Annotated in this window: 18 protein-coding genes, 1 tRNA gene and 1 pseudogene; 14 read left to right on the top strand and 6 right to left on the bottom strand. The window is 70.3% G+C overall.

Going from position 1 to position 25,138, the window contains the following annotated elements; translation table 11 throughout:
- Positions 1-201: 201 nt before the first annotated feature.
- Positions 202-444 (top strand): hypothetical protein, encoded by a 243-nt coding sequence (locus BQ9890_RS04330; RefSeq protein ID WP_230297815.1) that lies wholly within the window; start codon positions 202-204, stop codon positions 442-444.
- A 50-nt stretch (positions 445-494) separates the two neighbouring features.
- Here the strand turns inward: BQ9890_RS04330 and BQ9890_RS04325 are convergent.
- A tRNA-Leu gene (locus tag BQ9890_RS04325) sits at positions 495-568 on the bottom strand.
- A 65-nt stretch (positions 569-633) separates the two neighbouring features.
- Here BQ9890_RS04325 and BQ9890_RS04320 point away from each other — a divergent pair.
- On the top strand, positions 634-1,224 hold the full coding sequence (locus BQ9890_RS04320; protein WP_075889632.1) for an ANTAR domain-containing response regulator: 591 nt from the start codon (positions 634-636) through the stop codon (positions 1,222-1,224).
- A 150-nt stretch (positions 1,225-1,374) separates the two neighbouring features.
- Here the strand turns inward: BQ9890_RS04320 and BQ9890_RS04315 are convergent, their stop codons facing one another.
- A complete protein-coding gene (locus tag BQ9890_RS04315; RefSeq protein ID WP_143226235.1) occupies positions 1,375-1,818 on the bottom strand; it encodes a PaaI family thioesterase in 444 nt (147 codons plus the stop codon).
- Here BQ9890_RS04315 and polA point away from each other — a divergent pair.
- The 6 genes and pseudogenes from polA to BQ9890_RS04280 all read left to right on the top strand — a co-directional run bounded on the left by polA (position 1,817) and on the right by BQ9890_RS04280 (position 14,107).
- Positions 1,817-4,579 (top strand): DNA polymerase I, encoded by a 2,763-nt coding sequence (polA, locus tag BQ9890_RS04310; protein WP_195907625.1) that lies wholly within the window; start codon positions 1,817-1,819, stop codon positions 4,577-4,579. The genes BQ9890_RS04315 and polA overlap by 2 nt on opposite strands.
- A gap of 185 nt (positions 4,580-4,764) precedes the next feature.
- Positions 4,765-6,228: a 30S ribosomal protein S1 gene (rpsA, locus tag BQ9890_RS04305; RefSeq protein WP_075889628.1), complete on the top strand. Its 1,464-nt coding sequence runs from the start codon at positions 4,765-4,767 to the stop codon at positions 6,226-6,228.
- Positions 6,229-6,325: 97 nt separating this feature from the next.
- Positions 6,326-7,753 (top strand): dephospho-CoA kinase, encoded by a 1,428-nt coding sequence (gene coaE / locus BQ9890_RS14710; protein WP_078062225.1) that lies wholly within the window; start codon positions 6,326-6,328, stop codon positions 7,751-7,753.
- Between the two features lie 211 nt (positions 7,754-7,964).
- Positions 7,965-10,076: an excinuclease ABC subunit UvrB gene (gene uvrB, locus BQ9890_RS04290; RefSeq protein WP_075889626.1), complete on the top strand. Its 2,112-nt coding sequence runs from the start codon at positions 7,965-7,967 to the stop codon at positions 10,074-10,076.
- A gap of 288 nt (positions 10,077-10,364) precedes the next feature.
- A pseudogene (locus tag BQ9890_RS04285) lies at positions 10,365-11,354 on the top strand (TerC family protein); the annotation flags it as partial.
- Positions 11,355-11,566: 212 nt separating this feature from the next.
- A complete protein-coding gene (locus BQ9890_RS04280; protein ID WP_078062223.1) occupies positions 11,567-14,107 on the top strand; it encodes an HAD-IC family P-type ATPase in 2,541 nt (846 codons plus the stop codon).
- 73 nt (positions 14,108-14,180) lie between these two features.
- Here the strand turns inward: BQ9890_RS04280 and BQ9890_RS04275 are convergent, their stop codons facing one another.
- Complete coding sequence (locus BQ9890_RS04275) at positions 14,181-14,465, bottom strand: YciI family protein (protein WP_075889624.1); 285 nt, start codon at positions 14,463-14,465, stop codon at positions 14,181-14,183.
- Positions 14,466-14,553: 88 nt separating this feature from the next.
- Here BQ9890_RS04275 and BQ9890_RS04270 point away from each other — a divergent pair, with 88 nt between their 5' ends.
- From BQ9890_RS04270 to BQ9890_RS04250, 5 genes are all read left to right on the top strand, one after another.
- On the top strand, positions 14,554-15,363 hold the full coding sequence (locus BQ9890_RS04270; RefSeq protein WP_075889622.1) for an alpha/beta fold hydrolase: 810 nt from the start codon (positions 14,554-14,556) through the stop codon (positions 15,361-15,363).
- 243 nt (positions 15,364-15,606) lie between these two features.
- A complete protein-coding gene (locus tag BQ9890_RS04265; protein ID WP_075889620.1) occupies positions 15,607-16,506 on the top strand; it encodes an ABC transporter ATP-binding protein in 900 nt (299 codons plus the stop codon).
- Positions 16,503-17,225 carry an ABC transporter permease gene (locus tag BQ9890_RS04260; RefSeq protein WP_075889618.1) on the top strand — a complete coding sequence of 241 codons (723 nt, stop codon included), beginning with the start codon at positions 16,503-16,505 and terminating at the stop codon, positions 17,223-17,225. The genes BQ9890_RS04265 and BQ9890_RS04260 overlap by 4 nt, the downstream gene beginning before the upstream one ends.
- 18 nt (positions 17,226-17,243) lie before the next feature.
- On the top strand, positions 17,244-18,302 hold the full coding sequence (locus tag BQ9890_RS04255) for a sensor histidine kinase (RefSeq protein ID WP_075889616.1): 1,059 nt from the start codon (positions 17,244-17,246) through the stop codon (positions 18,300-18,302).
- Positions 18,299-18,901: a response regulator transcription factor gene (locus BQ9890_RS04250; RefSeq protein WP_075889614.1), complete on the top strand. Its 603-nt coding sequence runs from the start codon at positions 18,299-18,301 to the stop codon at positions 18,899-18,901. The genes BQ9890_RS04255 and BQ9890_RS04250 overlap by 4 nt, the downstream gene beginning before the upstream one ends.
- Before the next feature lie 74 nt (positions 18,902-18,975).
- Here the strand turns inward: BQ9890_RS04250 and BQ9890_RS04245 are convergent, their stop codons facing one another.
- On the bottom strand, positions 18,976-19,293 hold the full coding sequence (locus BQ9890_RS04245) for a YciI family protein (protein WP_075889612.1): 318 nt from the start codon (positions 19,291-19,293) through the stop codon (positions 18,976-18,978).
- Positions 19,294-19,433: 140 nt separating this feature from the next.
- Between BQ9890_RS04245 and uvrA the strand changes: the two genes are divergently transcribed.
- Complete coding sequence (uvrA, locus tag BQ9890_RS04240; RefSeq protein ID WP_075889610.1) at positions 19,434-22,292, top strand: excinuclease ABC subunit UvrA; 2,859 nt, start codon at positions 19,434-19,436, stop codon at positions 22,290-22,292.
- Between the two features lie 7 nt (positions 22,293-22,299).
- On the opposite strand, the gene BQ9890_RS04235 is transcribed toward uvrA, so the two are convergent.
- Positions 22,300-23,100 (bottom strand): SDR family oxidoreductase, encoded by an 801-nt coding sequence (locus BQ9890_RS04235; protein WP_230297814.1) that lies wholly within the window; start codon positions 23,098-23,100, stop codon positions 22,300-22,302.
- Positions 23,097-25,025: an AMP-dependent synthetase/ligase gene (locus BQ9890_RS04230; RefSeq protein WP_075889608.1), complete on the bottom strand. Its 1,929-nt coding sequence runs from the start codon at positions 25,023-25,025 to the stop codon at positions 23,097-23,099. Before BQ9890_RS04230 ends, BQ9890_RS04235 begins: the two co-directional genes overlap by 4 nt.
- Positions 25,026-25,138 lie beyond the last annotated feature (113 nt).

Here is a 25,138-nt window from a genome sequence, read left to right as displayed (position 1 = left end):
CACCTCCACATGCGCTTGCGCACCTGTTGGTGGTGTGGGAATAATGGTGTGCCGGTCGCGTTGTGATCGGCAGGGTCCTGATGAGCTCCCGAAGTCGGGAGCGCCTGGACACCCCGACGTTGGCTGCCGCGGTTGCCTGTGCCCCATCTGCACATACCCCGGTGGCATCTGAGGAAGAGGAAGAAGAAGAGAAGAATGCACATGAACACGAACACGAACAACCGAATGATCGACCGGATGGCCACGGTGTCCGTCCACGACAGGTTCAGCGGACGCCAGGCCAACAACCTGCTCGCCGAACAGCTCCCGGAGGCCGTGCGGCCCTGGTTCGACGACTGGAGTGACGACGCGGGTATCGAGTCCGCCATCGAGGCCCTCAGGGAGCCGCGTCGGCGCAGCCAGGCCGCCAACTACCTGGGCCTGGACCTGATCCCTGCTGCGTGATCCTTGGCACTCGCGCGGTCCCGCCGCGCAGTGCGCGGCGGGACGGACGGTACCCCGAGTGGGATTCGAACCCACAACAAGCCGGGTTTGAGCCGACCGCCTCTGCCAGTTGGGCTATCGGGGCTGCACGCGCCGGTGCCTGTCAAGGATAGGATAGCGATCGCTCCCTGAACAACCTGAGGACCGAACATGACTGCAGATCAGACCTCTCCCCGCCGCGTGCTCGTGGCCGAGGACGAGACACTCATCCGCCTCGACATCGTCGAGACGCTGACCGGTGCCGGATTCGAGGTGGTCGGGGAGGCAGTCGACGGTGAGGAAGCTGTGAATCTCGCGCTCGAGCTCGAGCCCGATCTGTGCGTCATGGACGTCAAGATGCCGAAGATGGACGGCATCACCGCTGCGGAGAGGATCCTCAAGGAACTCTCCTGTGCGGTCGTCATGCTCACGGCCTTCAGCCAGACCGAACTGGTCGAGCGGGCCCGCGACGCCGGCGCCATGGCCTACGTGGTCAAGCCCTTCAGCCCCGCGGACCTCATCCCGGCGGTCGAGATCGCGCTGTCGCGCCACCAGGAGATCGAGTCCCTGGAGGAGGAGATCGCCGATCTCTCCGACCGCTTCGAGACACGCAAGCGCGTGGACCGGGCCAAGGGCCTGCTCATGAAGAACATGGGCATGTCCGAGCCGGAGGCGTTCCGCTGGATCCAGAAGACGTCCATGGACCGCAGGCTCTCCATGCGTGAGGTCGCCGATGCGGTGATCGACCAGGTCGAGGACTGACCCCGGGCGACCCCACCCCAGCGGTGGGGTCCTGACCCTGTGGGACGGGCCCACCACGCACCACGCGTGGTGGGCCCGTCCCCGTCCCAGGGCACCCCCGGGCCTGCTGCGGGTCCCCGGCCCCCCGGGCCCGACCGTGTCCCCGTTCCCTCAGTGTGAGGCGGACCCGCCGAGGATCCTGTTGGACACCCGGGCACTGGCCACCAGACGTCCCTCCCCGTCGCGCAGGTCCACGACATGCACGGTGGAGGTGCGCCCCAGGTGCACTGCGGTCGCCGTGGCCACCACCGGTGCGGAACCGGCCTCGCGCAGGTGGGAGATCGACAACTCGACGCCCACGGCGCTGGTGGCCCCGACCTCGCGTGCCCGTGCCTGGGCGGCCAGGGAGGCCGCGGTCTCCGCGAGAGCTGCGGAGGCCCCGCCGTGCAGGAGGCCCGCCGACTGGCGGTTGCCCTCGACGGGCATGGTGACCACGGTGCGCTGCGCCGAGTGCTCGACCACCTCCATGCCCATGCGCTCCATCAGTGATCCCGGCCAGTGCGCGCCCACCAGCGAGGCGGGTGCGGGCGGGTTCGTGTCGTCGTTCGCGCTCATGGGCCCTAGGGTGTCACGTGTGACGGACACCCTGCTGATCATCGACGGCCACTCCGTGGCCTTCCGCGCCTTCTACGCCCTCCCCTCGGACACGTTCAGGACCTCGACGGGTCAGTGCACGAACGCCGTCTACGGCTTCGTCTCCATGTTGGTGCGCCTCCTGGAGACCGAGCGCCCGACCCACGTGGCCGTCGCCTTCGACGTCTCCCGCCACTCCTTCCGCACGGAGGAGTACCCGGAGTACAAGGGCACACGGGCCGAGACCCCTCCCGAGTTCGTCGGCCAGGTCGAGATCATCCAGGACGTGCTCACGGCGATGGGTATCCGCTCCCTGACCAAGGAGGGGTACGAGGCCGATGACATCCTCGCCACCCTCTCCACCGAGGCGTCGGGGGAGGGGTGGCGGGTCCTCGTGGCGTCAGGGGACCGCGACTCCTTCCAACTCGTCAACGACCGGGTCACCGTCCTCTACCCGGGTCAGGGACCCGGGGACCTGCGCGAGATGACCCCCTCCGCCATCGAGGACAGGTACGGGCTGCCCCCGCACCGCTACCCGGAGCTCGCGGCGCTGGTGGGGGAGACCTCCGACAACCTGCCCGGTGTCCCCGGCGTCGGGCCCAAGACCGCCGCGCAGTGGATCACGAAGTTCGACGGCCTCGACAACCTCCTCGCGCGCGCCGACGAGGTCGGGGGCAAGCGGGGGGAGGCCCTGCGTGAGCACCTCGACGACGTGCGCCGCAACCGCCACCTCAACCACCTCCTCACCGACCTCGACGTCGGGGTGCAGCCCGCGGACCTGCGTCGCGGGCCCACTGACCGCCGTGCCGTGGAGGACCTCTTCGACACCCTCGAGTTCACCGGACTGCGCACCCGCGTCCTGGCGGTGGCCGACATCGGGGTGTCGGGGGCCGACCCCGGCGAGGACGACCCCGTCGGCACGGGTGGCACGGCGGGGGACCCCGGTGCCGGGGTCGCCCCGGCGGAGCCGGAGACGACGGTCGCCGGGCCCGACACCGACGTGGCCGCGTGGGTCCGGGCGGAGGAGCCGGGGCCGCTGGGCCTGTGGGTCGAGGGCTCGCGCCTGCCCGCCCGTGGGGACACCACCCGCCTGGCACTGGCCCGCAGCGGGGGAGTGCTGGTCGTGGAGGTCGAGCAGGTGACACCCGAACAGGACACGGCCCTGGCGGACCTGCTCGCCCACCGCGAGGACCTGGTGGTCCACGACGGCAAGGGGACCTGGCACGCCCTGCGGGGGCGCGGCTGGGACCTGCACCAGCCCGCCTTCGACGTGGAACTCGCGGCCTACCTGCTGCGCCCCGAGCAGCGCGGTTACGACCTCGCGACCCTCACCTCCCGCTACCTGGGCCGGGAGGAGGCGCCCGCCGGCAAGGGGGACGCCCTCTTCGACCTCGACGACCTGGCCGAGGGCACCGAGGCCGGCACACCCACCCCCGCCCAGCAGCGCGCCGCCCGGTCGGCCTCCGCCCTGCTGGAGCTGCGCGACGCCCTCGTCCCGCTCCTGGCACAGCAGGACGAGACGGACCTGCTCGGCCAGATGGAACTGCCCCTGCAGAGCGTGCTCGCGCACATGGAGGACACCGGCATCGCAGTGGACACGGCCGTCCTGGACGGGCTGCGCGAGGAGCTGGCCGCCGGTGTCGAGCGCGCCGCCACCGAGGCCTACGCCGCCATCGGACGCCAGGTGAACCTCTCCAGCCCCAAGCAACTCCAGGAGGTCCTCTTCGGGCAGCTGGACATGCCACGCACCAAGAAGACCAAGACCGGGTGGACCACCAATGCCGAGGCGCTCCAGGAGCTGTGGGCGCGCACCGGCCACCCCTTCCTGGAGCACCTGCTCACCCACCGCGACCGCATCAAGCTCCTCCAGATGGTGGAGACACTGCGGGCCACGGTCGGCGTCGACCATCGCATCCACACCACGTTCTCACAGGTGGTCGCCGCGACCGGGCGGCTGGCCTCCTCGGACCCGAACCTGCAGAACATCCCTGCGCGCACTGCCGACGGCGTCCGCATCCGCCACGCCTTCGTCGCGGGACCCGGGTACGCGGAGCTCATGAGCGCGGACTACTCCCAGATCGAGATGCGCATCATGGCGCACCTCTCCGGGGATGCCGGACTGATCGAGGCCTTCCGCACGGGGGAGGACCTCCACCGTGCCATGGCCGCGATGGTCTTCGGCACCCCCGTCGAGGACGTCACCCCCGAGCAGCGCACGAGGATCAAGGCCACCTCCTACGGCCTCGCCTACGGGTTGTCCTCCTACGGGCTCTCCCAGCAGCTGGGGATCCCGGTGCCGGAGGCCGCAGAACTGCGCGAGCGCTACTTCGAGCGGTTCGGGGGCGTGCGTGACTACCTCGCACACCTCGTCGCCCAGGCGCGTCGCGACGGGTACACCCAGACGATGTTCCACCGGCGCCGCTACCTGCCCGACCTGAACTCCGAGAACCGGCAGCGCCGCGAGATGGCCGAACGTGCGGCTCTCAACGCCCCCATCCAGGGTTCGGCGGCCGACATCATCAAGATCGCCATGGTCCGCGTGGACCGCGCCCTGCGCGCGGCCGGGCTGGAGTCCCGGCTGCTCCTGCAGATCCACGACGAACTCATCGTGGAGGTCCACCCCGGTGAGGACGAGCAGGTGGAGGCGCTGCTGCGACGCGAGATGGGATCGCCGGTGGCGATGGACGTGGAGCTCACCGTCGCGGTGGGACGTGGCCACTCCTGGATGGAGGCCGCGCACTGAGGAGTGGGACCCACCGGGTGCGTCGGTGTGCGTCAGGGGATGTCGAACCGGGTACTGGACTCGGGGCAGGGCGACCGCTAGGCTGTGGGCGGTGTGCGCGGTCCCACCATGCCCTCCGGCACGGTCAGCGGCGTCCACCGGTTCTGTCCACCCACTATTTCGTCCGTTTCGGAGAACACAACTACATGACCACCACCACCGAGCAGCCGAGCACCAGCACTCCTCAGGTTGCAGTGAACGACATCGGGTCCGAAGAGGACCTGCTGGCCGCCATCGACAAGACGATCAAGTACTTCAATGATGGCGACATCGTCGAGGGCACGGTCGTCAAGGTCGACCACGATGAGGTCCTCCTCGACATCGGTTACAAGACCGAGGGCGTCATCCTCTCCCGTGAGCTCTCCATCAAGCACGACGTCGCGCCCGAGGACGTCGTCAAGGTGGGTGACAAGATCGAGGCGCTCGTCCTCCAGAAGGAGGACAAGGAGGGCCGACTGCTCCTGTCGAAGAAGCGCGCCCAGTACGAGCGTGCGTGGGGCAAGATCGAGAAGATCAAGGAGGAGGACGGCGTCGTCACCGGCACCGTCATCGAGGTCGTCAAGGGCGGCCTGATCCTCGACATCGGCCTGCGTGGCTTCCTGCCGGCCTCCCTGGTGGAGATGCGTCGTGTCCGCGACCTGCAGCCCTACATCGGGCGTGAGCTCGAGGCCAAGATCATCGAGCTGGACAAGAACCGCAACAACGTCGTCCTCTCGCGTCGCGCCTGGCTCGAGCAGACCCAGTCCGAGGTCCGCACGAACTTCCTGCACACCCTCCAGAAGGGCCAGGTCCGCCAGGGAACGGTCTCCTCGATCGTCAACTTCGGCGCGTTCGTCGACCTCGGTGGTGTCGATGGTCTGGTGCACGTCTCCGAGCTGTCCTGGAAGCACATCGACCACCCCTCCGAGGTCGTCGAGGTCGGCCAGGAGGTCACGGTCGAGGTCCTGGACGTCGACATGGACCGCGAGCGTGTCTCCCTGTCGCTCAAGGCGACGCAGGAGGACCCGTGGCAGGCCTTCGCACGCACCCACGCCATCGGCCAGGTCGTGCCCGGCAAGGTCACCAAGCTCGTCCCCTTCGGCGCGTTCGTGCGTGTCGAGGACGGCATCGAGGGCCTGGTCCACATCTCCGAGCTCGCGCAGCGTCACGTCGACCTGCCCGAGCAGGTCGTCAAGGTCGGTGACGAGGTCTTCGTCAAGGTCATCGACATCGATCTGGAGCGTCGCCGGATCTCGCTGTCCCTCAAGCAGGCCAACGAGGGCGTCGACCCCAACTCCGACGACTTCGATCCCTCCCTGTACGGGATGGCTGCCGAGTACGACGAGAACGGCAACTACAAGTACCCCGAGGGCTTCGATCCGGAGACCCAGGAGTGGATGGAGGGCTACGAGACCCAGCGCGAGGCATGGGAGGCCCAGTACGCTGAGGCGCAGGCCCGGTGGGAGGCCCACAAGGCCCAGGTCGCCCGCGCCCAGGAGCAGGACCAGGAAGCCACCACCGCGGTCGAGGAGCAGGCTTCCTACTCCTCCGCCCCCGCCGACAACGGCGGCACGCTGGCGTCCGACGAGGCCCTGGCGGCCCTGCGCGAGAAGCTGACCTCCACCAACTGATGTGATCCGCCTCCGGGCGGTGAGGTCGAGGGGTGTGGGCACCACCTGCGGGTGGTGCCCACACCCCTTTCGCGTGCCCGGCGGATAGCCTTGGGGCATGCTGATCCTCGTCACCGGTTTCGAGCCCTTCGGTGGGGCGGACACGAATGCCTCCTGGGAGGCGGTGCGCGGACTCCCCGACGTCCTGCCCCCGGACGTCCCCGGGGAGCCCTCCACCGTCGACGAAGGAGCTTGTCCGGAGGCACCGACGGCCCTCCTCACGGAGGACCCGGAGGTCTCGGGCGACACGGAGGGGGCACGCTCCCACCCGGAGGGTGCAGGGACTGTCGACGGTGGCACGGGAGTCACGGGGGCACCGGTCGTCCTGGTGAAGCGGCTGCTCCCCGTCTCCTTCGCCCGGGCCCGCGAGGAGATCGCGCAGCTCGTGGACACGCTTCGCCCCGATGCCGTGGTCTGCACGGGGCTCGCCGCCACCCGCACCTCGGTCGGCGTGGAGACCACCGCACGCAACACGATGACGGCGCGCACCGCTGACGAGGACGGGTCGTGTCCCCAGGACCTGCCCGTGGAGGCGGGTGCCCCGCAGGTGCTGCACACGGGTCTGCCGGTCGGGCGGCTCGTGGCGGCGGTCGCGAACCGGGGGGTCCCGGTGTCGCCGAGCGGGGACGCGGGCACCTTCGTGTGCAACGCCACGTACTTCTCGGCACTGCGCAGTCTCGCCTCGGCACGACCGGGACCCGCCTCCGTCCCGGCGCCCGCGGTCTTCGTGCACCTGCCCCCCGAGGGCGTGCTCCCCACCGACCGTGCCGTGGATGCGCTGCTCGCCGTGCTGGGGGAGTGTGCGGCGGTGCGGTGGGCCTCGTCCGGGACCTGCGCCCTGCGCCACGGTGGGGCCCGCGCGGCCCTGCTGCGCCCCGTCACACTCCCTCTCCGACGCGCGCCGCGCATCGGGGTCTCCGGGGGCATCGGGACGGGCAAGTCCACGCTCACGGAGGTCCTGGCCGAGCGGGGGGCTGTGGTCGCGGACGCCGATGACCTGGCCCGCCGGGTGGTCGCCCCCGGCACGGAGGGTCTGGCGGCCGTGGTCGGGGCCTTCGGACAGGAGGTCCTCGCCGACGACGGCAGTCTGGACCGGGTGGCGCTCGCCCACCTGGTCTTCTCCGACCAGGGGGCCCGCGAACGACTCGAGGCCATCACGCATCCCCTCATCGCGCGTGCAGCCCGTGACGTCATGCGCTCCGCGCCGCCGAACACCCTCGCCGTCTACGACGTGCCACTGCTCGTCGAGACGGGCATGGAGGACCTGTTCGACGTCGTCCTCATGGTTGACGCGCCGATGGAGGCACGCCTGGATCGTCTGCAGGCGCGCGGACTCGACCGGGAGGACGCCGAGGCCCGCATCGCCTCCCAGGCGGGAATGGTCCGACGGCGCGCGGTGTCCACGATCTGGGTGGACAACGCAGGGACCCGGGAGGACCTGCGGGCCGTCGTCGACGCCCTCGTCAGCGCCTGGCTGACCCGTTGAGGGGGCGCCCTCGTCCACGGGGACGGACTTCGTGCCCCGAACAGAGCGGAGCTCGCGGTCGGAACTGAGCGGACCTCGCGGTCGGAACTGAGCGGACTCCGTGCCCCGAACTGAGCGGACCTCGGCAGAAGGGGGGTGGGTTCGCGCAGGGCGCAGGGCGGCTCGCCGTCCTGCCCTCGTCGATGCCCATGGTGTCGCCTACGGTGGGGGCATGACCACCCAGCAATCCCTCCTGCGCCAGGAGCACCCCTTCGAGGTCGTCTCCGACTACACCCCCTCGGGTGACCAGCCGACGGCGATCCACGAGCTCGCCGAACGACTGCAGGCGGGGGAGCAGGACATCGTCCTCCTGGGCGCCACGGGCACCGGCAAGTCGGCGACCACCGCCTGGCTCATCGAGAAGGTCCAGCGTCCCGCGCTGATCATGGAGCCCAACAAGACACTCGCCGCCCAGCTGGCCGCGGAGTTCCGGGGCCTGCTGCCCCACAACGCGGTGGAGTACTTCGTCTCCTACTACGACTACTACCAGCCCGAGGCCTACGTCCCCCAGACCGACACCTACATCGAGAAGGACTCCTCGATCAACGACGAGGTGGAGCGCCTGCGCCACTCCGCCACCAACTCCCTCCTCACGCGCCGCGACACCGTGGTCGTCTCCTCCGTGTCCTGCATCTACGGCCTGGGCACCCCCGAGGAGTACGTGGCCCGCATGGTGCAGCTGACCCGCGGCATGCACATCGACCGCGACGAACTGCTGCGCCGGTTCGTGGGCATGCAGTACGTCCGCAACGACATGGCCTTCACGCGCGGTACCTTCCGCGTGCGCGGGGACACCATCGAGATCATCCCGGTCTACGAGGAGCTCGCGATCCGCATCGAGATGTTCGGGGACGAGGTCGACCAGCTCGCGGTGCTGCACCCCCTCACCGGCGACGTCATCCGCGAGGTCGACCAGATCCACCTCTTCCCCGCCTCCCACTACGTGGCCGGGGAGGAGCGCATGGCCCGGGCGATCTCCTCGATCGAGGAGGAGCTGGAGGAGCGGGTCGCCTGGTTCGAGTCGCAGGGGAAGCTCCTGGAGGCCCAGCGCCTGCGCATGCGCACCACCTACGACCTGGAGATGATGAGGGAGATCGGGACGTGCTCCGGCATCGAGAACTACTCCCGTCACATCGACGGACGCGGCCCCGGGACCCCGCCCCACACGCTCCTGGACTACTTCCCCGACGACTTCGTCCTCATCATCGACGAGTCGCACGTGACCGTCCCCCAGATCGGGGGCATGTTCGAGGGCGACATGTCACGCAAGCGGACCCTGGTCGACCACGGGTTCCGCCTGCCCTCCGCCATGGACAACCGCCCCCTGAAGTGGGAGGAGTTCCAGGAGCGCATCGGGCAGACGATCTACCTCTCCGCCACCCCGGGGCCCTACGAGACGGACCGTTCCGACGGTGTCGTGGAGCAGATCATCCGCCCCACCGGGCTGGTCGACCCCAAGGTCGTCATGAAGCCGACCGAGGGCCAGATCGACGACCTCCTGGAGGAGATCCGCGTCCGGGTCGAACGCCAGGAGCGCGTGCTCGTCACCACCCTGACGAAGAAGATGGCCGAGGACCTCACCACCTACCTCGCCGAGCGGGGAATCCGCGTCGAGTACCTCCACGCGGACGTCGACACCCTGCGCCGTGTCGAGCTGCTGCGCGAACTGCGCCAGGGGAAGTTCGACGTGCTCGTCGGCATCAACCTGCTGCGTGAGGGCCTGGACCTGCCCGAGGTGTCACTGGTGTCGATCCTCGACGCCGACAAGGAGGGCTTCCTGCGCTCCACCCGTTCCCTCATCCAGACGATCGGGCGCGCGGCGCGCAATGTCTCCGGCGAGGTCCACATGTACGCCGACAAGGTCACCGACTCCATGCGGGAGGCCATCTCGGAGACCGAGCGACGCCGCGAGATCCAGATCGCGTACAACACCGATCACGGGATCGACCCCCAGCCCCTGCGCAAGAAGATCTCCGACGTCACCGACATGCTGGCGCGTGAGGAGGTGGACACGGAGTCCCTCCTCGAGGGCGGCTACCGCAGGGAACGGTCCGGACGCCCCATCGGGCACTCCCGGGCCTCCGATGAGGTCCTCCAGCAGGCCAGGGGTGCGCGGGAGCGTCTCGGGAAGGCCGCGGAGCAGGACCTCGTCGACCTCATCGAGGAGCTCTCGGCGCAGATGCGACAGGCCGCGCAGGACCTCCAGTTCGAGGTCGCCGCGCGACTGCGTGACGAGGTCGCCGACCTCAAGAAGGAACTGCGCCAGATGCGCGCCGCCAATTGAGGTACCGGCACACGCCGCCGACCGGAGGGCCCGTGACCCGGCGCCCGGGATCCGTCACCCGTCCCGGCCCGCGTGCGGACGACCTTCCGGGCGACCCCGGAGGACGTCAGGTACACTCGCCCGACGAGGGGAGTAATCCCGACAAGTGTGGCACCGTCATCGCGGCGGACGCACGCCGGCACCGCCGGCGGAGCGACTGCTCGGTGCCACCGCCCGCGGCCGTCCAGTCGGTTCCCGGGTGGGAAGAGACCTCAGCCGTGTCTCCCCCTATCATCTGAGAGGTTTCCCTTGGACGTTCACGCGCTGGGTTGGATCGGGCTCGCCACGATCGTGCTGGTCCTCATCACCGTCGACATCGTGGGCCACGTGCGCAAGCCCCACGTCCCCTCCATGAAGGAGTCCGTGTGGTGGTCGGTGGGTTACATCGTCCTCGCGCTCCTCTTCGGAGTCATCGTCTGGGCCGTGTACGGCTCCACCTATGCCGGTGAGTACTACGCCGGCTACATCACGGAGAAGTCCCTGTCCCTGGACAACCTCTTCGTCTTCATCATCATCATGGAGACGTTCCGGGTGCCGCGTCAGTACCAGCAGAAGGCCCTCCTGTCGGGCATCATCATCGCCCTCGTGCTGCGTCTGGTCTTCATCCTCGTCGGGGCGGCCCTGATCGCGCGCTTCTCCTGGATCTTCTTCCTCTTCGGCGCGTGGCTGATCTGGACGGCCTGGTCCCAGGCCCGGCAGGGGATCCAGGAACCGCTGGACGAGTCCGAGGAGTACCACGAGACGCGCTTCGTGCGCATCGTGCGCCGCATCTTCCCCGTGACCGACGGCTTCGTCTCGGACCGGTTCCTGCACCGCCACGGGGGCAAGACCTACCTGACGCCCATGCTCCTGGTCGTCATCGCCCTGGGTTCTGCGGACCTCATGTTCGCCTTCGACTCGATCCCCGCGATCTTCGGCCTCACCAGCGAGCCCTACCTGGTCTTCGCCGCCAATGCCTTCTCCCTCCTCGGCCTGCGCCAGCTCTACTTCGTCATCGACGGCCTGCTGGAACGCCTGGTCTACCTCCACTACGGCCTCGCCGCGATCCTCGGCTTCATCGGCGTGAAGCTGATCCTGCACGCCCTGCACGACAACACCCTGTCCTTCCTCAACGACGGGCAGGGGTACGAGGGCGTCCCCGACATCGGCATCGGTTTCTCCATGGTCTTCATCGCAGGGGCGCTGGTGCTCACCGTCATCGCGTCCATGCTGCGGTCCCGGCGTGACGCCAGGCGCTCGCCCGCGCTCGCCCCGGCTGGTCCCGCGGCGGCTGTCGATCCCGCCCCCGCAGCCGCCCAGGCCGCCCCGGCTGGTCCCGCGACGGGCGTCGACCCGTCCGCGACCACCACGACGACAGCTCCGGTGGAACAGGTGGAGCCCACCGAGGCACCGCCCGCACCCTCCGAGGCAGCGGAGGAGGGCGGGCGCTGAGCGCCGCACCGAGGAGGAGCATGGACACCGCTGCAGGGACCACCCCCGGGCCCGACACCCCCGGGCCCGACGCCACCGGACCCGACACCACCGGGCTCAGCACCGCAGAGGTCGAGGAGCGCAGGCGCCGCGGACTCACCAACCACGTCGACTCAACCACCTCCCGCTCCCTGGCCTCCATCGCCCGCGCGAACCTTCTCACGCTGTTCAACGCGATCCTCACGGTCGCGGTGGTCGTCGTGCTCCTGGTCGGCAACTGGCGTGACGCCGTCTTCGGCTTCGTCATGGTCCTCAACGCGGTCATCGGCATCGCCTCCGAGTACCGCGCGAAGCGCACCCTCGACGCACTGGCCATCGTGGACGCCCCGAGGGCCACGGCCCTGCGTGACGGGGCCACCACGGTGGTGCCCGTGGGTGACCTGGTGCTCGACGACGTCGTCGGACTGACGCTGGGGGACCAGGTCCCCGTCGACGGGGAGGTCCTCGACGTCCACGGCCTGGAGGTGGACGAGTCCCTGCTGACGGGGGAGTCCGTCCCCGTGCGCAAGCATCCCGGCGACAGGGTCCTGGCGGGCACCGCCGTGGTCGCCGGGTCCGGGAACGTCCGGGCGACCGCGGTGGGCGAGGAACTCTACGCCCAGGGCCTCACCCGTGAGGCGAAGCAGTTCTCGCTGGCGACCTCCGAGATCCAGCAGGGGATCAACAAGGTCCTCCGGGTCGTCTCCGCGGTCATCGTCCCGGTCGTCGTCCTCATGGTCTGGTCCCAGACACGTGTCCTCGCCGCAGAGGGACCCGACGCCTGGCGGTACGCACTGGTCCTGGCGGTCGCGGCGGTGGTGGGCATGATCCCACAGGGACTCGTCCTGCTGACGTCGATGAACTTCGCCCTGGGCTCGGCCACACTGGCGCGCCGCGGCGTCCTCGTCCAGGAGCTCCCCGCCGTCGAGGTCCTCGCCCGTGTGGACGCCCTCTGCGTCGACAAGACCGGCACGCTGACCACCGGCGGCATCCGGGTCCGCTCCCTGGAGGACCTGCCCGGCGTGTCGCCCGACGGACAGGCACGGGCCCGCAGGGCGCTGGAGATCCTCAGTGGCGACCGGACGAACGCCACCGCCTGCGCCATCGCGGATGCGCTCGCCGGGGAAGGGGAGCGGAGCGGGGGTCACGGGGTCGACGAGGGCGGGGCCGCAGCGGACGTCGCAGTACCCGGTGTCCCGGCACCCGACAGCACCGTCACCCCCGGCCCCGCGACCGGGGAGGAGTGGTCGGTGGCCTTCTCCTCGGCCCGGAAGTGGTCCGCGGCCGGTCGTGGGAACGAGGCCTGGGTGCTGGGCGCCACCGAGATCGTCAGCTCGGACCCGCGCGTCCTGGCACGCGCGGGGGAACTGGCGGGGGAGGGGCTCCGTGTCGTGTGCCTGTCGCACTCGGACTCGGCGACGGCCCTGGCGGCAGGTGAGGACACCCTGCCCCGCGACCTGGGGGCACGCCTCCTGGTCGTCCTCGAGGAGGACCTGCGCCCCGACGCGGCACAGACCCTGGCCTACTTCCGTGAGCAGGGGGTGCACGTCCGCGTCATCTCGGGTGACAACCCGGTGACCGTCTCCACCATTGCGCAGGACGTGGGCCTGCGGGCGCCCGACGGCTCACCCGCGCGCAGCTGCGATGCGCGGACCCTGCCCACCGACCTCGACTCCGAGGCATTCGCGGACGCCGTGGAGTCCCACGACGTGTTCGGGCGCGTCACCCCGGAGCAGAAGAGGGCCATGGTCCGCGCCCTGCAGTCCCGGGGGCACTCGGTGGCGATGACGGGCGACGGGGTCAACGATGCCCTCGCCCTCAAGGACGCCGACCTGGGGATCGCCATGGGGTCCGGCTCCGCCGCGACGAAGGCCGTCGCCCAGCTGGTGCTCGTGGACGGGCGCTTCTCGGTGCTGCCCGGCGTGGTCGCGGAAGGGCGCCGCATCATCGCCAACATGGAACGCGTCTCCGCCCTGTTCCTCGCCAAGACGACCTATGCCTCCGTGATCGCCCTGCTCACCGCGCTGTTCGCGTGGACGTACCCGTTCCTGCCACGTCACTTCACCTACATCGACGCCTTCACCATCGGCATCCCGGCGTTCTTCATCGCCCTGGGACCCAATGCACGCCGTTACGTGCCCGGCTTCCTCGGGAGGACGCTGCGCCTGGCGGTCCCGAGCGGACTGGTGCTCTCCGCCGCCGCACTGGGGGCCTACGGCATCGTCGGCATCGGCTCCGTCGCCGGGCAGACGGCGGCGACCCTGTCACTGATGGCGGGCGCACTGTGGCTGCTCTCCATCACCGCGCGACCACTCGTGGGGTGGCGGGTGGGGCTGCTCGCACTCATGGCCCTCGGCGCCGTGGGCGGGGTGCTCATCCCCTTCAGCCGGCACTTCTTCGCCCTGGAGTGGCCCGCAGGCAACCAGTGGTGGGTCATCGCCGGCCTGGGTGTGGGTGCCTGCGTGCTGATCGAGGCGGCGCACCGCGTGTTCGCACGCCGCGCACATGCGGAGGCCGGGAGCCGGGGCACCTCAGCTCCCTGAGTGGGTCGGGCGCCGGGCAGGAGCGCAGGTCACCGGCGAGCGGGGGTCCGGGTGCCGGGGAGTCCGGGAGGGATCAGGCGATCTCGCCGATGACGGGGTTCCACTGGCGTGCCGTGCGGGAGATGACGAAGCCCTGCACGAAGAACGGGTCCTCTGCCAGGACGTCGAGCGCGGCCTCCTCGGAGTCCGCGTGGACGAGGATGAGGGCACCGGCCCGACCACCGACCCAGGGACCGGAGGCGACATTGACACCGCGGTCGTGCAGCTCACCCAGGTGGGCCCGGTGGAGGGGACGGACCGGGTCCATCTCGGAGGTGCGCGCAGGGTCGTAGACGTATTCGACAGCGAAGAGAGCCATGACCCCACCGTAGCGCGGTGGGCCCACTCGCGTGGGGCCGTCCCGGGCGGCAGACTGGGGGTGGACCGTACAACGGAAGGGGACACGGATGTCGTCACAGCAGTGGGAGCTGGGCCTGACCACCGACGGACCCGAGGAGGCGCCCGCGCTGGTGCTGGGCCACTCCCTGGGATCGAGCCACGTGATGTGGGACGAGGTCGTCCCGGCGCTGGCACCACACCTGAGGGTCGTGCGCTACGACCTGCCGGGCCACGGGGGCACCGCACCTGCCCCGGTCGACGAACCCCTCACCATGGAGCAGTTGGTCGCCGCACTCCTGCGCTCCCTGGACGGGATCGGTGTGGACGACTTCCACGTGGCCGGCCTCTCCCTGGGGGGAATGGTCGCCCTCGCCACGGCAGAGCTCGCCCCCTCACGCGTGCTGAGCACGACGGACATGAGCTCCGCCCCCGTCAACCTCCCGCCCCGGGCCTGGGTCGAGAAGGCCGCAGCCGTCCGCCGCGACGGCACCGGGCCCCTGGCGGAGCCGACGATGGAACGCTGGTTCTCCGAGGGGTTCCGCACCGGTCGGGGCCGTGACTGGGTGGACCGCATCCGGGCGGAGTTCCTGGCCTGTTCACCCGAGGGCTACGCCCAGTGCTGCGAGGTGCTCGCCACGACTGACCTGAGGCCCGGTCTGGCGACGATCACGGCGCCCGTCCTGCTCGTCTCCGGCGAGGACGACGCCGCACTGCCCTGGGCCGCTGCGGACGACCTGGCCGGGGTGCTCCGCGCGGGCACCTGCCCGGACGTGGAGGTCCTGCGCATTCCCGGTGTGCGGCACATGTCAGCCGTGGAGGAACCGGCGACGGTGGCCCGGGCACTGCTCGCCCGCACCGGGGCCACCGCCAGGGGATGAGCCTGCGGGGCCCGCCCGCGTGCTCCACCAGCCGCACTCATGACATCTGCCCTATGTGACGCCTTCGCGTTGAGGCGACGCTGGGAGCACTGGGGGCGATGCCCACCGGCCGCCGGTGGCCTGTGGACCGGGCGCGGGCCACACGCCCGGGTCGTGCGGGAGTGCCGTGCGCCGGGACGGGCCCCGCCCCCCGGACGGGGCAGGAGGCCCTGCTCCGCCGCAGACGAGGGAGGAGCCACAGGCATGAGTGACCACACCATTGACATTCGTGGGGTGTGCAAGGAGTACGGCACGGTCAGAGCGGTCGACGGGGTGACCATGCAGGTCCCACAGGGACAGGTGGTCTCCATCCTGGGGCCCAACGGTGCGGGCAAGTCGACGTTGATCGACCTGCTCCTGGGCCTGACCTCCCCGGACGCCGGTGAGGTCCGGGTCTTCGGGATGTCGCCCGCCGATGCCGTCCACGCCGGGACCATCGGTGCGATGCTGCAGTCCACCGCCCTGCTCGACGATGCGACGGTCGCCGAGCTGGTCGGGATGGTGACCCGCCTGCACCGGCACCCCCTGGGGGTCCCGGAGACACTGCAGCGGGCCGGGATCGCTGACCTCGCGAGCCGTCGTTCCACGAGGCTGTCGGGGGGCCAACGCCAGCGCGTCGCCTACGCCCTCGCAATCGCCGGGGACCCCGATGTCCTCGTGCTCGACGAACCGACGGCCGCGATGGACGTCGTTTCGCGGCACGCCTTCTGGGCGTCGATACGTGAGATGAGCGGGAGCGGGAGGACGGTGCTGTTCGCCACCCACCACCTCGCCGAGGCCGAGGAGTTCGCCGACCGGGTGATCTTCATGCAGGGCGGGCGCATCATCGCCGACGGCACGGTGACCGACGTGCAGGACCTGGCCGCGGGGAGGGAGGTCTCCGCCACCGTCCCGGCGGAGCACCGCGACGAGGTCGCCCGCCTTCCCGGGGTGGTCGAGGTGGCGTGGAGGCACGACCGTGTCACGCTGCTCACCACACGCTCCGACGAGACCCTGCGCGCGCTCGTCGCGACCGTCCCCCGGGCCACCACGATCGAGGACTCAGGAGTGTCGCTCGAGCGCGCGTTCCTCACCCTGACCGCACAGGAGAGGAAGGTGTCATGATGATCGGCTACCTGTTCCTGGAGTTCCGCCGGACACTGCGCTCCTCGGGGACCCTGCTCTTCACCCTCGTCTTCCCCGCAGTGTTCTACGTCCTGGAGACACTGCTCTTCGCCGGCTCCGAGTCGGTCGTCGAGCCCCGACAGATCATGGTCGGGATGACCGTCTGGGGTGCGATGACGGCCGGGCTTCTCGTGGGCACCAGGATCGTCGACGAACGTGCCTCCGGGTGGCAGCGCGTCATCCGCCTCACCCCGCTCCCGGCTCGCGGCTACCTGACCGCGAAGGTCGTCGTGGGTGTGTTCATCGCCCTGCCCGCGGTCGTGGGCGTACCCCTCGTGGCCGTCCTCATGGACGGCGTCTCCCTGACGGCCCTCGGATGGCTCTTCGCGACCCTCGGCATCTGGATCGGGTCCGTCACCTTCGCCGTCCTCGGCGTCGCCGTCGGACTGTTCGCGACGAAGGACAACGTGCAGACGGTCGTCATCGTGCTGATGCTCGCCCTGGCGACCCTCGGCGGGCTGTTCCTCCCCCTGGGTGCCCTGCCCGAGTGGTGGACGTCCGTCGCGCGGACGATGCCGAGCTACTGGCTCGCCGAGCTCGGAGCGGCCGGTGACACCCCGATGAGGGCCCTCACCGCGGGCGTCGTCCTCGCCGCCTGGCTCGGGGCACTCGTGTCCCTCTCCCTGTGGCGGTACGACCGTATCGCGGAACGCGTGTGAATGGGATTGGATGGCAGGATGAGGAACCCGTGGATCGGCACGCTCATCGCCGTCTGCTTCACCGTGCTCACGGTCCCGGCATGGGTGTCGCTGCTGGGGGCGCCCGAACACGCACCCCACCGGGTGCCCGCGACCGTGCTCGCACTCACCTACGCGGTCGCGACCATCGCCGCAGCGCTGCTCACCGGCACCGGAGGACCACCGGCCCTCCGGGTGGTGGCGGTCGGGACCGTCTCCGCGCTGGGAGCAGTCCTCGTCGCACTGCTCGGGGTCGGGAGTTCTCCGGTGCTGGCGGGGGCCATCTGCCTGATGCTCGTCCTGCTCCCGCGACGGGCCGGGATCATCGTCGCCTCCGCCAGCCTCCTCGCCCTCGGCGTCCTGGGTCTCTCACGGGGAAGTCCCGATGAGGTCCTCCCGGACCTCCTCACACTCCTGTCCGTCGCGGTCGCGACCCTCCTCGTGCTCCACCTCGTCGAGGTCCACGAGGAGCTCCTCGACGCGAGGGAGGCGATCGCGGACCTGGCCGTCCTGTGGGAACGCGAGCGCCTCTCACGCGACCTGCACGATGTCCTGGGCAGTTCCGCGACCACCATCGCCCTCAAGGCCCGACTCGCCGCAGAGCTCGCACGGCGCGCCGAGCCGGAGCGCGTCAGCGGCGAGCTGGAGGACATCGAGCAGCTCGCCTCCACCATCTCGCGCGACATCCGCGACGCGGTCCGCGACCTCCGACGGGCCACACTCGACGCCGAACTCTCTGCCGCAGGTGTCACCGCCGGTGCAGCGGGCATCCGTCTCGACGTGCGGCGCAGCGGCGTGCCCGACCCCCGGCGCGAACCGGTCCTCGCGATGGTCATCCGTGAGGCCGTCACCAATGCCGTCCGCCACGCGGACGCCTCGCTCGTGTCCGTCGCCGTCGACGCCCGGGGCGTGACGGTCGCCGACGACGGGTGCGGGGCACCGATCACCGAGGGAGCCGGGATCCGGGGGATGCGGAACCGGCTCGCCGCATGCGGTGGCACCCTCGTCGTCGCAGGCGGGCAGGGCAGCGGGACCACCGTCACAGCGAGGCTGCCATGATCCGCGTGCTCCTCGCCGACGACCAGGTCCTCTTCCGCAGGGCACTGTCCACCTACCTGGAACTCACCACGGAGTTCGGGATCGCGGGTGAGGCCTCGGACGCGGAGGGCGCCCTCCGCCTCATCCGGGACACCCGACCGGAGGTCGCGCTGCTCGACGTCCAGATGCCGGGGGACGGACTCTCCGTGGCAGACCAAGCAGCGCAGCTGTACCCGGAGACCCGGCTGGTCATGTGCACCACGTTCGACCGTCCCGGCTACGTCACGCGCGCACTGGAGTTCGGGTGCGCGGGCTTCGTCACGAAGGACACGGAACCCGGTGAACTGGTCGACGCGATCCGGCGGGTGGCCTCAGGCGAGCGCGTGTACGACCCGGGTCTCCTCGAGGAGGCCCGTACCCGGGGTCGCAACCCGCTCACGCCCCGGGAACAGGAGGTCCTGCGTGTCAGCGCCGACGGCGGGTTGGTCAACGACATCGCCGCCCGACTCTTCCTGAGCAGGGGCACCATCCGCAACCACCTCTCGTCCGCCATCGGGAAGACGGGAGCCAGGTCACGGGCCCAGGCAGTCGACCTCGCCCGTGAACGTGGATGGCTCTGACAGGTCCCCACGCGGGGGCAGTCCCGACTGCCGACGGCACCGTCGGCCCACGGGTGCCCCGGGAGGGACGCCCGTCAGGAGAAGGGGAACTCCGTGTCGAAGTCCTCGGCCTGGTCGCCGATGGTCGGGACCCACTGGCGGGCGTGGCGCCGCACGATGAACCCGGCGGAGAAGAAGGGGTCCTCCTCCAGGATCCGCAGCGCGTCCATGGCGGAGTCGGCATTGAGGATGATCAGCGCGCCCTCGTCCATCGCATCGCGCAGGAAACCCGATGCCACGAGGATGCCCCGGTCGTGCAGCTCCCGCAGGAAGGTGCGGTGGGAGGGACGGAAGTCGTGGATGAGGGAGTCGAGCGAATGGTCGTAGGTGTACTCGATCACGTAGAGGCCCATGGCTCCATTATGCCCGTGACCGGGTCCCTGCGCGGGGCGACGGGGGTGACGGCGCAGGTCGCGCACGAATCGTCGGTGGGGGAGCCCACATGCCATGGAACACATGTACGAATGGGGGCGCGGGAACGTAGGATCGACGGGTGACTGACCAGCTCATCATCCGCGGTGCCCGCCAGCACAACCTCAAGGGCATCGACCTCGAACTCCCGCGCGACGCCATGATCGTCTTCACGGGCCTGTCAGGCTCGGGCAAGTCCTCCCTCGCCTTCGACACGATCTTCGCCGAGGGACAGCGCCGCTACGTCGAGTCCCTGTCCTCCTACGCCCGACAGTTCCTGGGCCAGATGGACAAGCCCGACGTCGACTTCATCGAGGGGTTGTCCCCGGCGGTCTCGATCGACCAGAAGTCGACCTCGCGCAATCCCCGCTCCACGGTGGGCACCATCACCGAGATCCACGACTACCTGCGCCTCCTCTACGCCCGCGCCGGTGTCGCCCACTGTCCCGTGTGCGGGGCCCGCATCCAGTCCCAGACCCCCCAGCAGATCGTCGACCGCGTCCGTGCCCTGCCCGAGGGCACGCGCTTCCAGGTGCTCGCACCCGTCGTGCGTGGGCGCAAGGGCGAGTACCAGGACCTCCTGGAGGAGCTGCGCACCTCCGGCTACGCCCGCGCCGTCATCGACGGGGAACAGGTGCGCCTCGAGAAGCCCCCGACCCTGGAGAAGAAGCTCAAGCACGACATCTCCGTGGTCGTGGACCGCCTCGTCGTGCGCGAGGGCATGCGTCAGCGCCTCACCGACTCCGTGGAGACCGCGCTGGGACTCTCCGACGGGCTGGTCGTCATCGAGCGGGTGGACCTGCCCGAGGACGACCCCGAGCGTTCCCGTCGTTTCTCCGAGAAGCGCGCCTGCCCCAATGACCACCCCCTCGCCCTGGAGGAGATCGAGCCGCGCACCTTCTCCTTCAACGCGCCCTACGGCGCCTGCCCCGAGTGCTCAGGACTGGGCTCCAAGCTGGAGGTCGACCCCGACCTGGTCGTCCCCGACGAGGAGCTGTCCCTGGCGGACGGTGCGGTGGCGCCGTGGAGCTCGAACCAGAAGTACCACGTCCAGCTCCTCACCTCACTGGGTCGGGAGATGGGGTTCTCCGTGAAGACCCCGTGGAAGGACCTGCCCGAGGAGGTCCGACAGGCGGTCCTCTTCGGACAGGACTACGAGGTCAAGGTCAAGTTCCGCAACCGCTGGGGACGGGAGCGTTCCTACACGACCGGCTTCGAGGGCGCCGTCAACTTCGTCGAGCGCAAGCGTGACGAGACCGAGTCCCAGTGGACCCTGGACCGCATGGACGCCTACATGCGCGAGGTGCCCTGCCCGGCCTGTCACGGTGCCCGCCTGCGCCCCGAGGTGCTGGCCGTGCGTCTGGGGGACCTCAACATCGCGGAGCTCTCCGACCTCTCCATCTCCGGTGCCCGTGCCTACCTCGACGACCTGGAACTGGACGCACGCGCCACGGCCATCGCCGGGCCCGTGCTCCACGAGATCCGCGCCCGCCTCGACTTCCTGGTCGACGTCGGGCTCACCTACCTGACGCTCTCGCGGGGCGCCGGGACCCTCTCGGGCGGCGAGGCCCAACGCATCCGTCTGGCCACCCAGATCGGTTCGGGCCTGGTGGGAGTGCTCTACGTGCTGGACGAACCCTCCATCGGCCTCCACCAGCGTGACAACCGCAGGCTGATCTCCACCCTGGAGCGCCTGCGGGACCTCGGCAACACCCTCATCGTCGTCGAGCACGACGAGGAGACCATCGAGTCGGCCGACTGGGTGGTCGACATCGGTCCCGGTGCCGGTGAGCACGGGGGTTGGGTGGTCCACTCGGGCAGTGTCGAGGACCTCAAGAGGAACCCTCGCTCCATCACGGGCGACTACCTGGCGGGGCGCCGCTCCATCCCGCTGCCGGAGTCCCGACGCCCGGTGGACCCCAAACGCCGGATCGTCGTCAAGGGCGCGCGCGAGCACAACCTGGACGACGTCACGGTCGCGTTCCCCCTGGGCTGTTTCGTGGCCGTGACGGGGGTCTCCGGCTCCGGGAAGTCGACCCTGGTCAACCAGATCCTCTACCGCTCCCTCGCCTCCCGGCTCAACGGAGCGCGCACCGTGCCGGGCCGGCACCGCTCGGTCACGGGCACCCAGGACCTCGACAAGGTCGTCCACGTCGACCAGTCACCCATCGGTCGCACGCCACGCTCCAACCCCGCCACCTACACCGGCGTGTGGGACCTGGTCCGCAAGCTCTTCGCCGAGACCCAGGAGGCGAAGGTCCGCGGCTACGGGCCGGGACGGTTCTCCTTCAACGTCAAGGGCGGACGATGCGAGGCCTGCAAGGGCGACGGCACGATCCGCATCGAGATGAACTTCCTGCCCGACGTCTACGTCCCCTGCGAGACCTGCCACGGGGCCCGCTACAACCGCGAGACCCTCGAGATCCACTACAAGGGGAAGACGGTGTCCGACGTCCTCGACATGCCCATCGCCGAGGCGGCGGAGTTCTTCGCCTCCATCCCACGGATCGCCCGCCACCTCAACACCCTCGTCGAGGTCGGGCTCGGCTACGTGCGCCTCGGGCAGTCCGCCACGACGCTGTCGGGCGGGGAGGCGCAGCGCGTCAAGCTCGCCTCCGAGCTCCAGCGTCGCTCCACGGGACGCACCGTCTACGTCCTGGACGAGCCGACCACAGGACTGCACACCGAGGACATCCGCAAGCTCCTCCTGGTCCTGCAGTCCCTCGTGGAGCGCGGGAACACCGTCGTCGTCATCGAGCACAACCTCGACGTCATCAAGTCCGCCGACTGGGTGATCGACATGGGTCCCGAGGGCGGATCCGGTGGTGGCCGCGTCATCGCCGAGGGCACACCCGAGGAGGTCGCCGAGGTGGAGGAGTCCTTCACGGGTCAGTACCTCAAGGGCGTGCTCGCGCGCGACACCGCACGCCGCAGCGCCTGAGGCCGGCTCAGTCCCGCGGCGCCCACGGGCGCACCCGCAGCTCCTCCACGCTCGCGCCGACCGGCATGTCCACCGCCAGGCGCACCGTCCGGGCGACATCGGCGGGTGCCATGTGCTCCGACGCCACGTAGGGGCGTCCGTCCTGTGCCTGGAGGGCGACCTGCATGTCGGTGTCGATGCGACCGGGGTGGACCGAGGTGACGCGGACGCGCCCTCGTTCCTCCTCGCGCAGCGCCTGGGCCAGGCCGCCCAACGCGAACTTGGACGCGGAGTAGGCGGCGCTGCCGGGGGAGGGGGACTGGCCCGCACCGGAGTTCACCAGCACCACGAGTCCCCGGCTCCGCCGCAGGAGTGGCAGTGCCAGGCGCGTCAGGTCGGCGACCGCGACCACATTGACCTCCAGCATCCGGCGCCACTGTTCGCGAGGTGTGTCCGCGACCGTCCCGCGCGAGGAGATCCCCGCATTGTGGACGAGGACGTCGAGGCGGCCCAGCGGGGCGAGCACCTGTGTCACCGCGGTCCGTGTGGCGCGCGCGTCGGTGAGGTCCGCGACGAAGGGTTCCGCACTGGGCAGGGAGGTGGCGAGTGCCCCCACGGCCGCCGGGTCGCGACCTCCCAGGAGCAGGTGGTGGTCGGGCGCCAGCACGCGGGCGATCTCACGTCCGAGGCCCCGTGTGGCGCCGGTGACCAGCGCCACCGGGAGTGCCCCCAGCTCCGTCCCACTCCCGTCGGGCCCGCCGGGGGCGTCCTCGTCCGTGCGGCGTGGCCTGCCCGCCCGGCGCTGCTCCCCGGTGTCCCCGGAGCTCACGCCCGTCCGCCGTTGGCGCGCTCGGCCTCGCCCTCCGCGTAGAGGGCGTCGACCTCGTCGGCGAAGTCACGCAGCACGGCGTGCCGCTTGAGCTTCAGGGAGGGCGTCAGGTAGCCGTTCTCGACCGTGAAGGCCGCATCGATGATGCGGTACCGGCGGATGGACTCCGCCCGCGACACGTGGCGGTTGGCGCGCGCGATCGCGCGGTCGAGGGACTCACGGACCTCGGGCAGGTCGGCGGCGGCCGCGAGCGGGGTCACCGGCAGGCCCTTGTTCCGCAACCAGACGGGCAGCATCTCCGCGTCCAGGGTGATGAGGGCACCGATGTAGGGCCGACCGTCACCCACCACGACCACGTGGCTGATGAGGGGATGGGTCTGCAGAGCGTCCTCGAGGACCTCCGGGGAGACGTTCTTCCCGCCGGCGGTGACGATGAGCTCCTTCTTGCGTCCCGTGATCCGCAGGTGCCCGGTGTCGTCGATGCTGGCCAGGTCGCCGGTGACGAACCAGCCGTCGCGGAAGGCCTTCGCGGTCTCCTCGGGCAGGTTGTGGTAGCCACTGGTCACCGACACGCCGCGCAGCAGCAACTCCCCGTCGTCGGCGATCTTCATCCGGTTGCCCGGCCAGGCGAAGCCCACGGAGTCGGGCGGGAAGTCGGAGGGGATCTCCACCGCGATGGGGCCGGTGGTCTCGGAGAGCCCGTAGCCCTGCAGGAGGGTGATGCCGAGGCCGCGGTAGAAGTTCGCGAGGTCCAGGGCCAGGGGCGCACCCCCGCAGATGACGGTCTCCAGGTTCGTGCCGAGCACCGCGCGCACCTTGGACAGGGCCAGGGCGTCCGCAATGCGGTGCCGGGTCCTCAGCGCGAAGCCCGGGCCGGGGGAGGCCTCGGAGGTGTAGTCCGTGACGCGTGAGGTGTCGGCGACGGGCACGTCCTGCCCGAGAGGGGTCTCGCCCTGCGAACCGACGTAGGCGGTGGCGCGTGAGAAGTCCCGGGCCTGCTTCGCCGACCAGGAGAACACGGTCCTCGCGAAGCCACCCCCGGCCTTCGCGGAGGCGAGGTTGTAGACCTTCTCCAGCACGCGGGGCACGGCCAGCATCATCGTGGGTCGGAAGGTCGCGATGTCGGAGACGAGGTTCTTCGTGTCCGGGGCGAACGCCACCCGCCCCTGCCCCGTGAGCAGGGCGTACATGACGAAACGCGCCAGGACGTGGGCGACGGGCAGGAACAGGAGGGACCGGGAACGCGGGTCGTTGATGAGGGCGGGCAGGAAGTCGTACGCCTGCGCGAAGCTCTCGATGAAGTTGCCGTGGGTGAGCACCACTCCCTTGGGGACACCGGTGGTGCCCGAGGTGTAGATGATGGTTGCCACGTCGTGGAGGCCGACGGCCTCGGTGCGCTCCTCGACGTCGACCGGCGCCACGGAGCGTGAGGCGCGTGCCACCTCGGCCTCGGCGCCACGGTCCAGGGAGAAGATCCGACGCACGGTGTCGGTGCTGACGGACTCCACGAGGTCGGCCTGCTGGGAGGTCGCGGTGAAGACCAGGACGATCCCGGCATCGGTGAGGATGTGGCGGATCTGGGCGGCGGAGTCGGTCTCGTAGATCGGGACGGTGATGGCCCCGCAGGCCAGGGCCGCGGCGTCGAGGACCGCCCACTCGTAGGACGTGGGGGCGAGGATGGCGAGGTGCTCTCCCGCCTGCAGGCCCAGACCGATGAGGCCCCGGGCCGTGTCCTCCACGGCGCGCAGGTACTCCTCGATGGTCACGGGCCTCCAGGACCCGACGTCCGTGCGCCGCTCGATGGCGACCTGACCGGGATGCTCCCGGGCACGCTGGGCGAGCATCTTGGGGAGGTTCATCGAGGGATCGACCTCGTGGAGTGCCGGGTTCTCCCACGAACCGTCCTCGAGCCTGCGCACTGGCATGCGGCCCTGCCTTCCTGCCGCAGGTCCGCGGCTCCGTGTCTGCGCGCCACTCTACCCGGGGGGATCCGTGGACGAGGGCGGACCCGCCGTGCCGCCCGGTGACCCCGGTGTCC

This window comes from Actinomyces provencensis, from assembly GCF_900155435.1.
In the GTDB taxonomy this organism is placed as follows: Bacteria; Actinomycetota; Actinomycetes; order Actinomycetales; family Actinomycetaceae; genus Pauljensenia; species Pauljensenia provencensis.
This window is presented reverse-complemented; position numbering and strand designations above follow the sequence as displayed.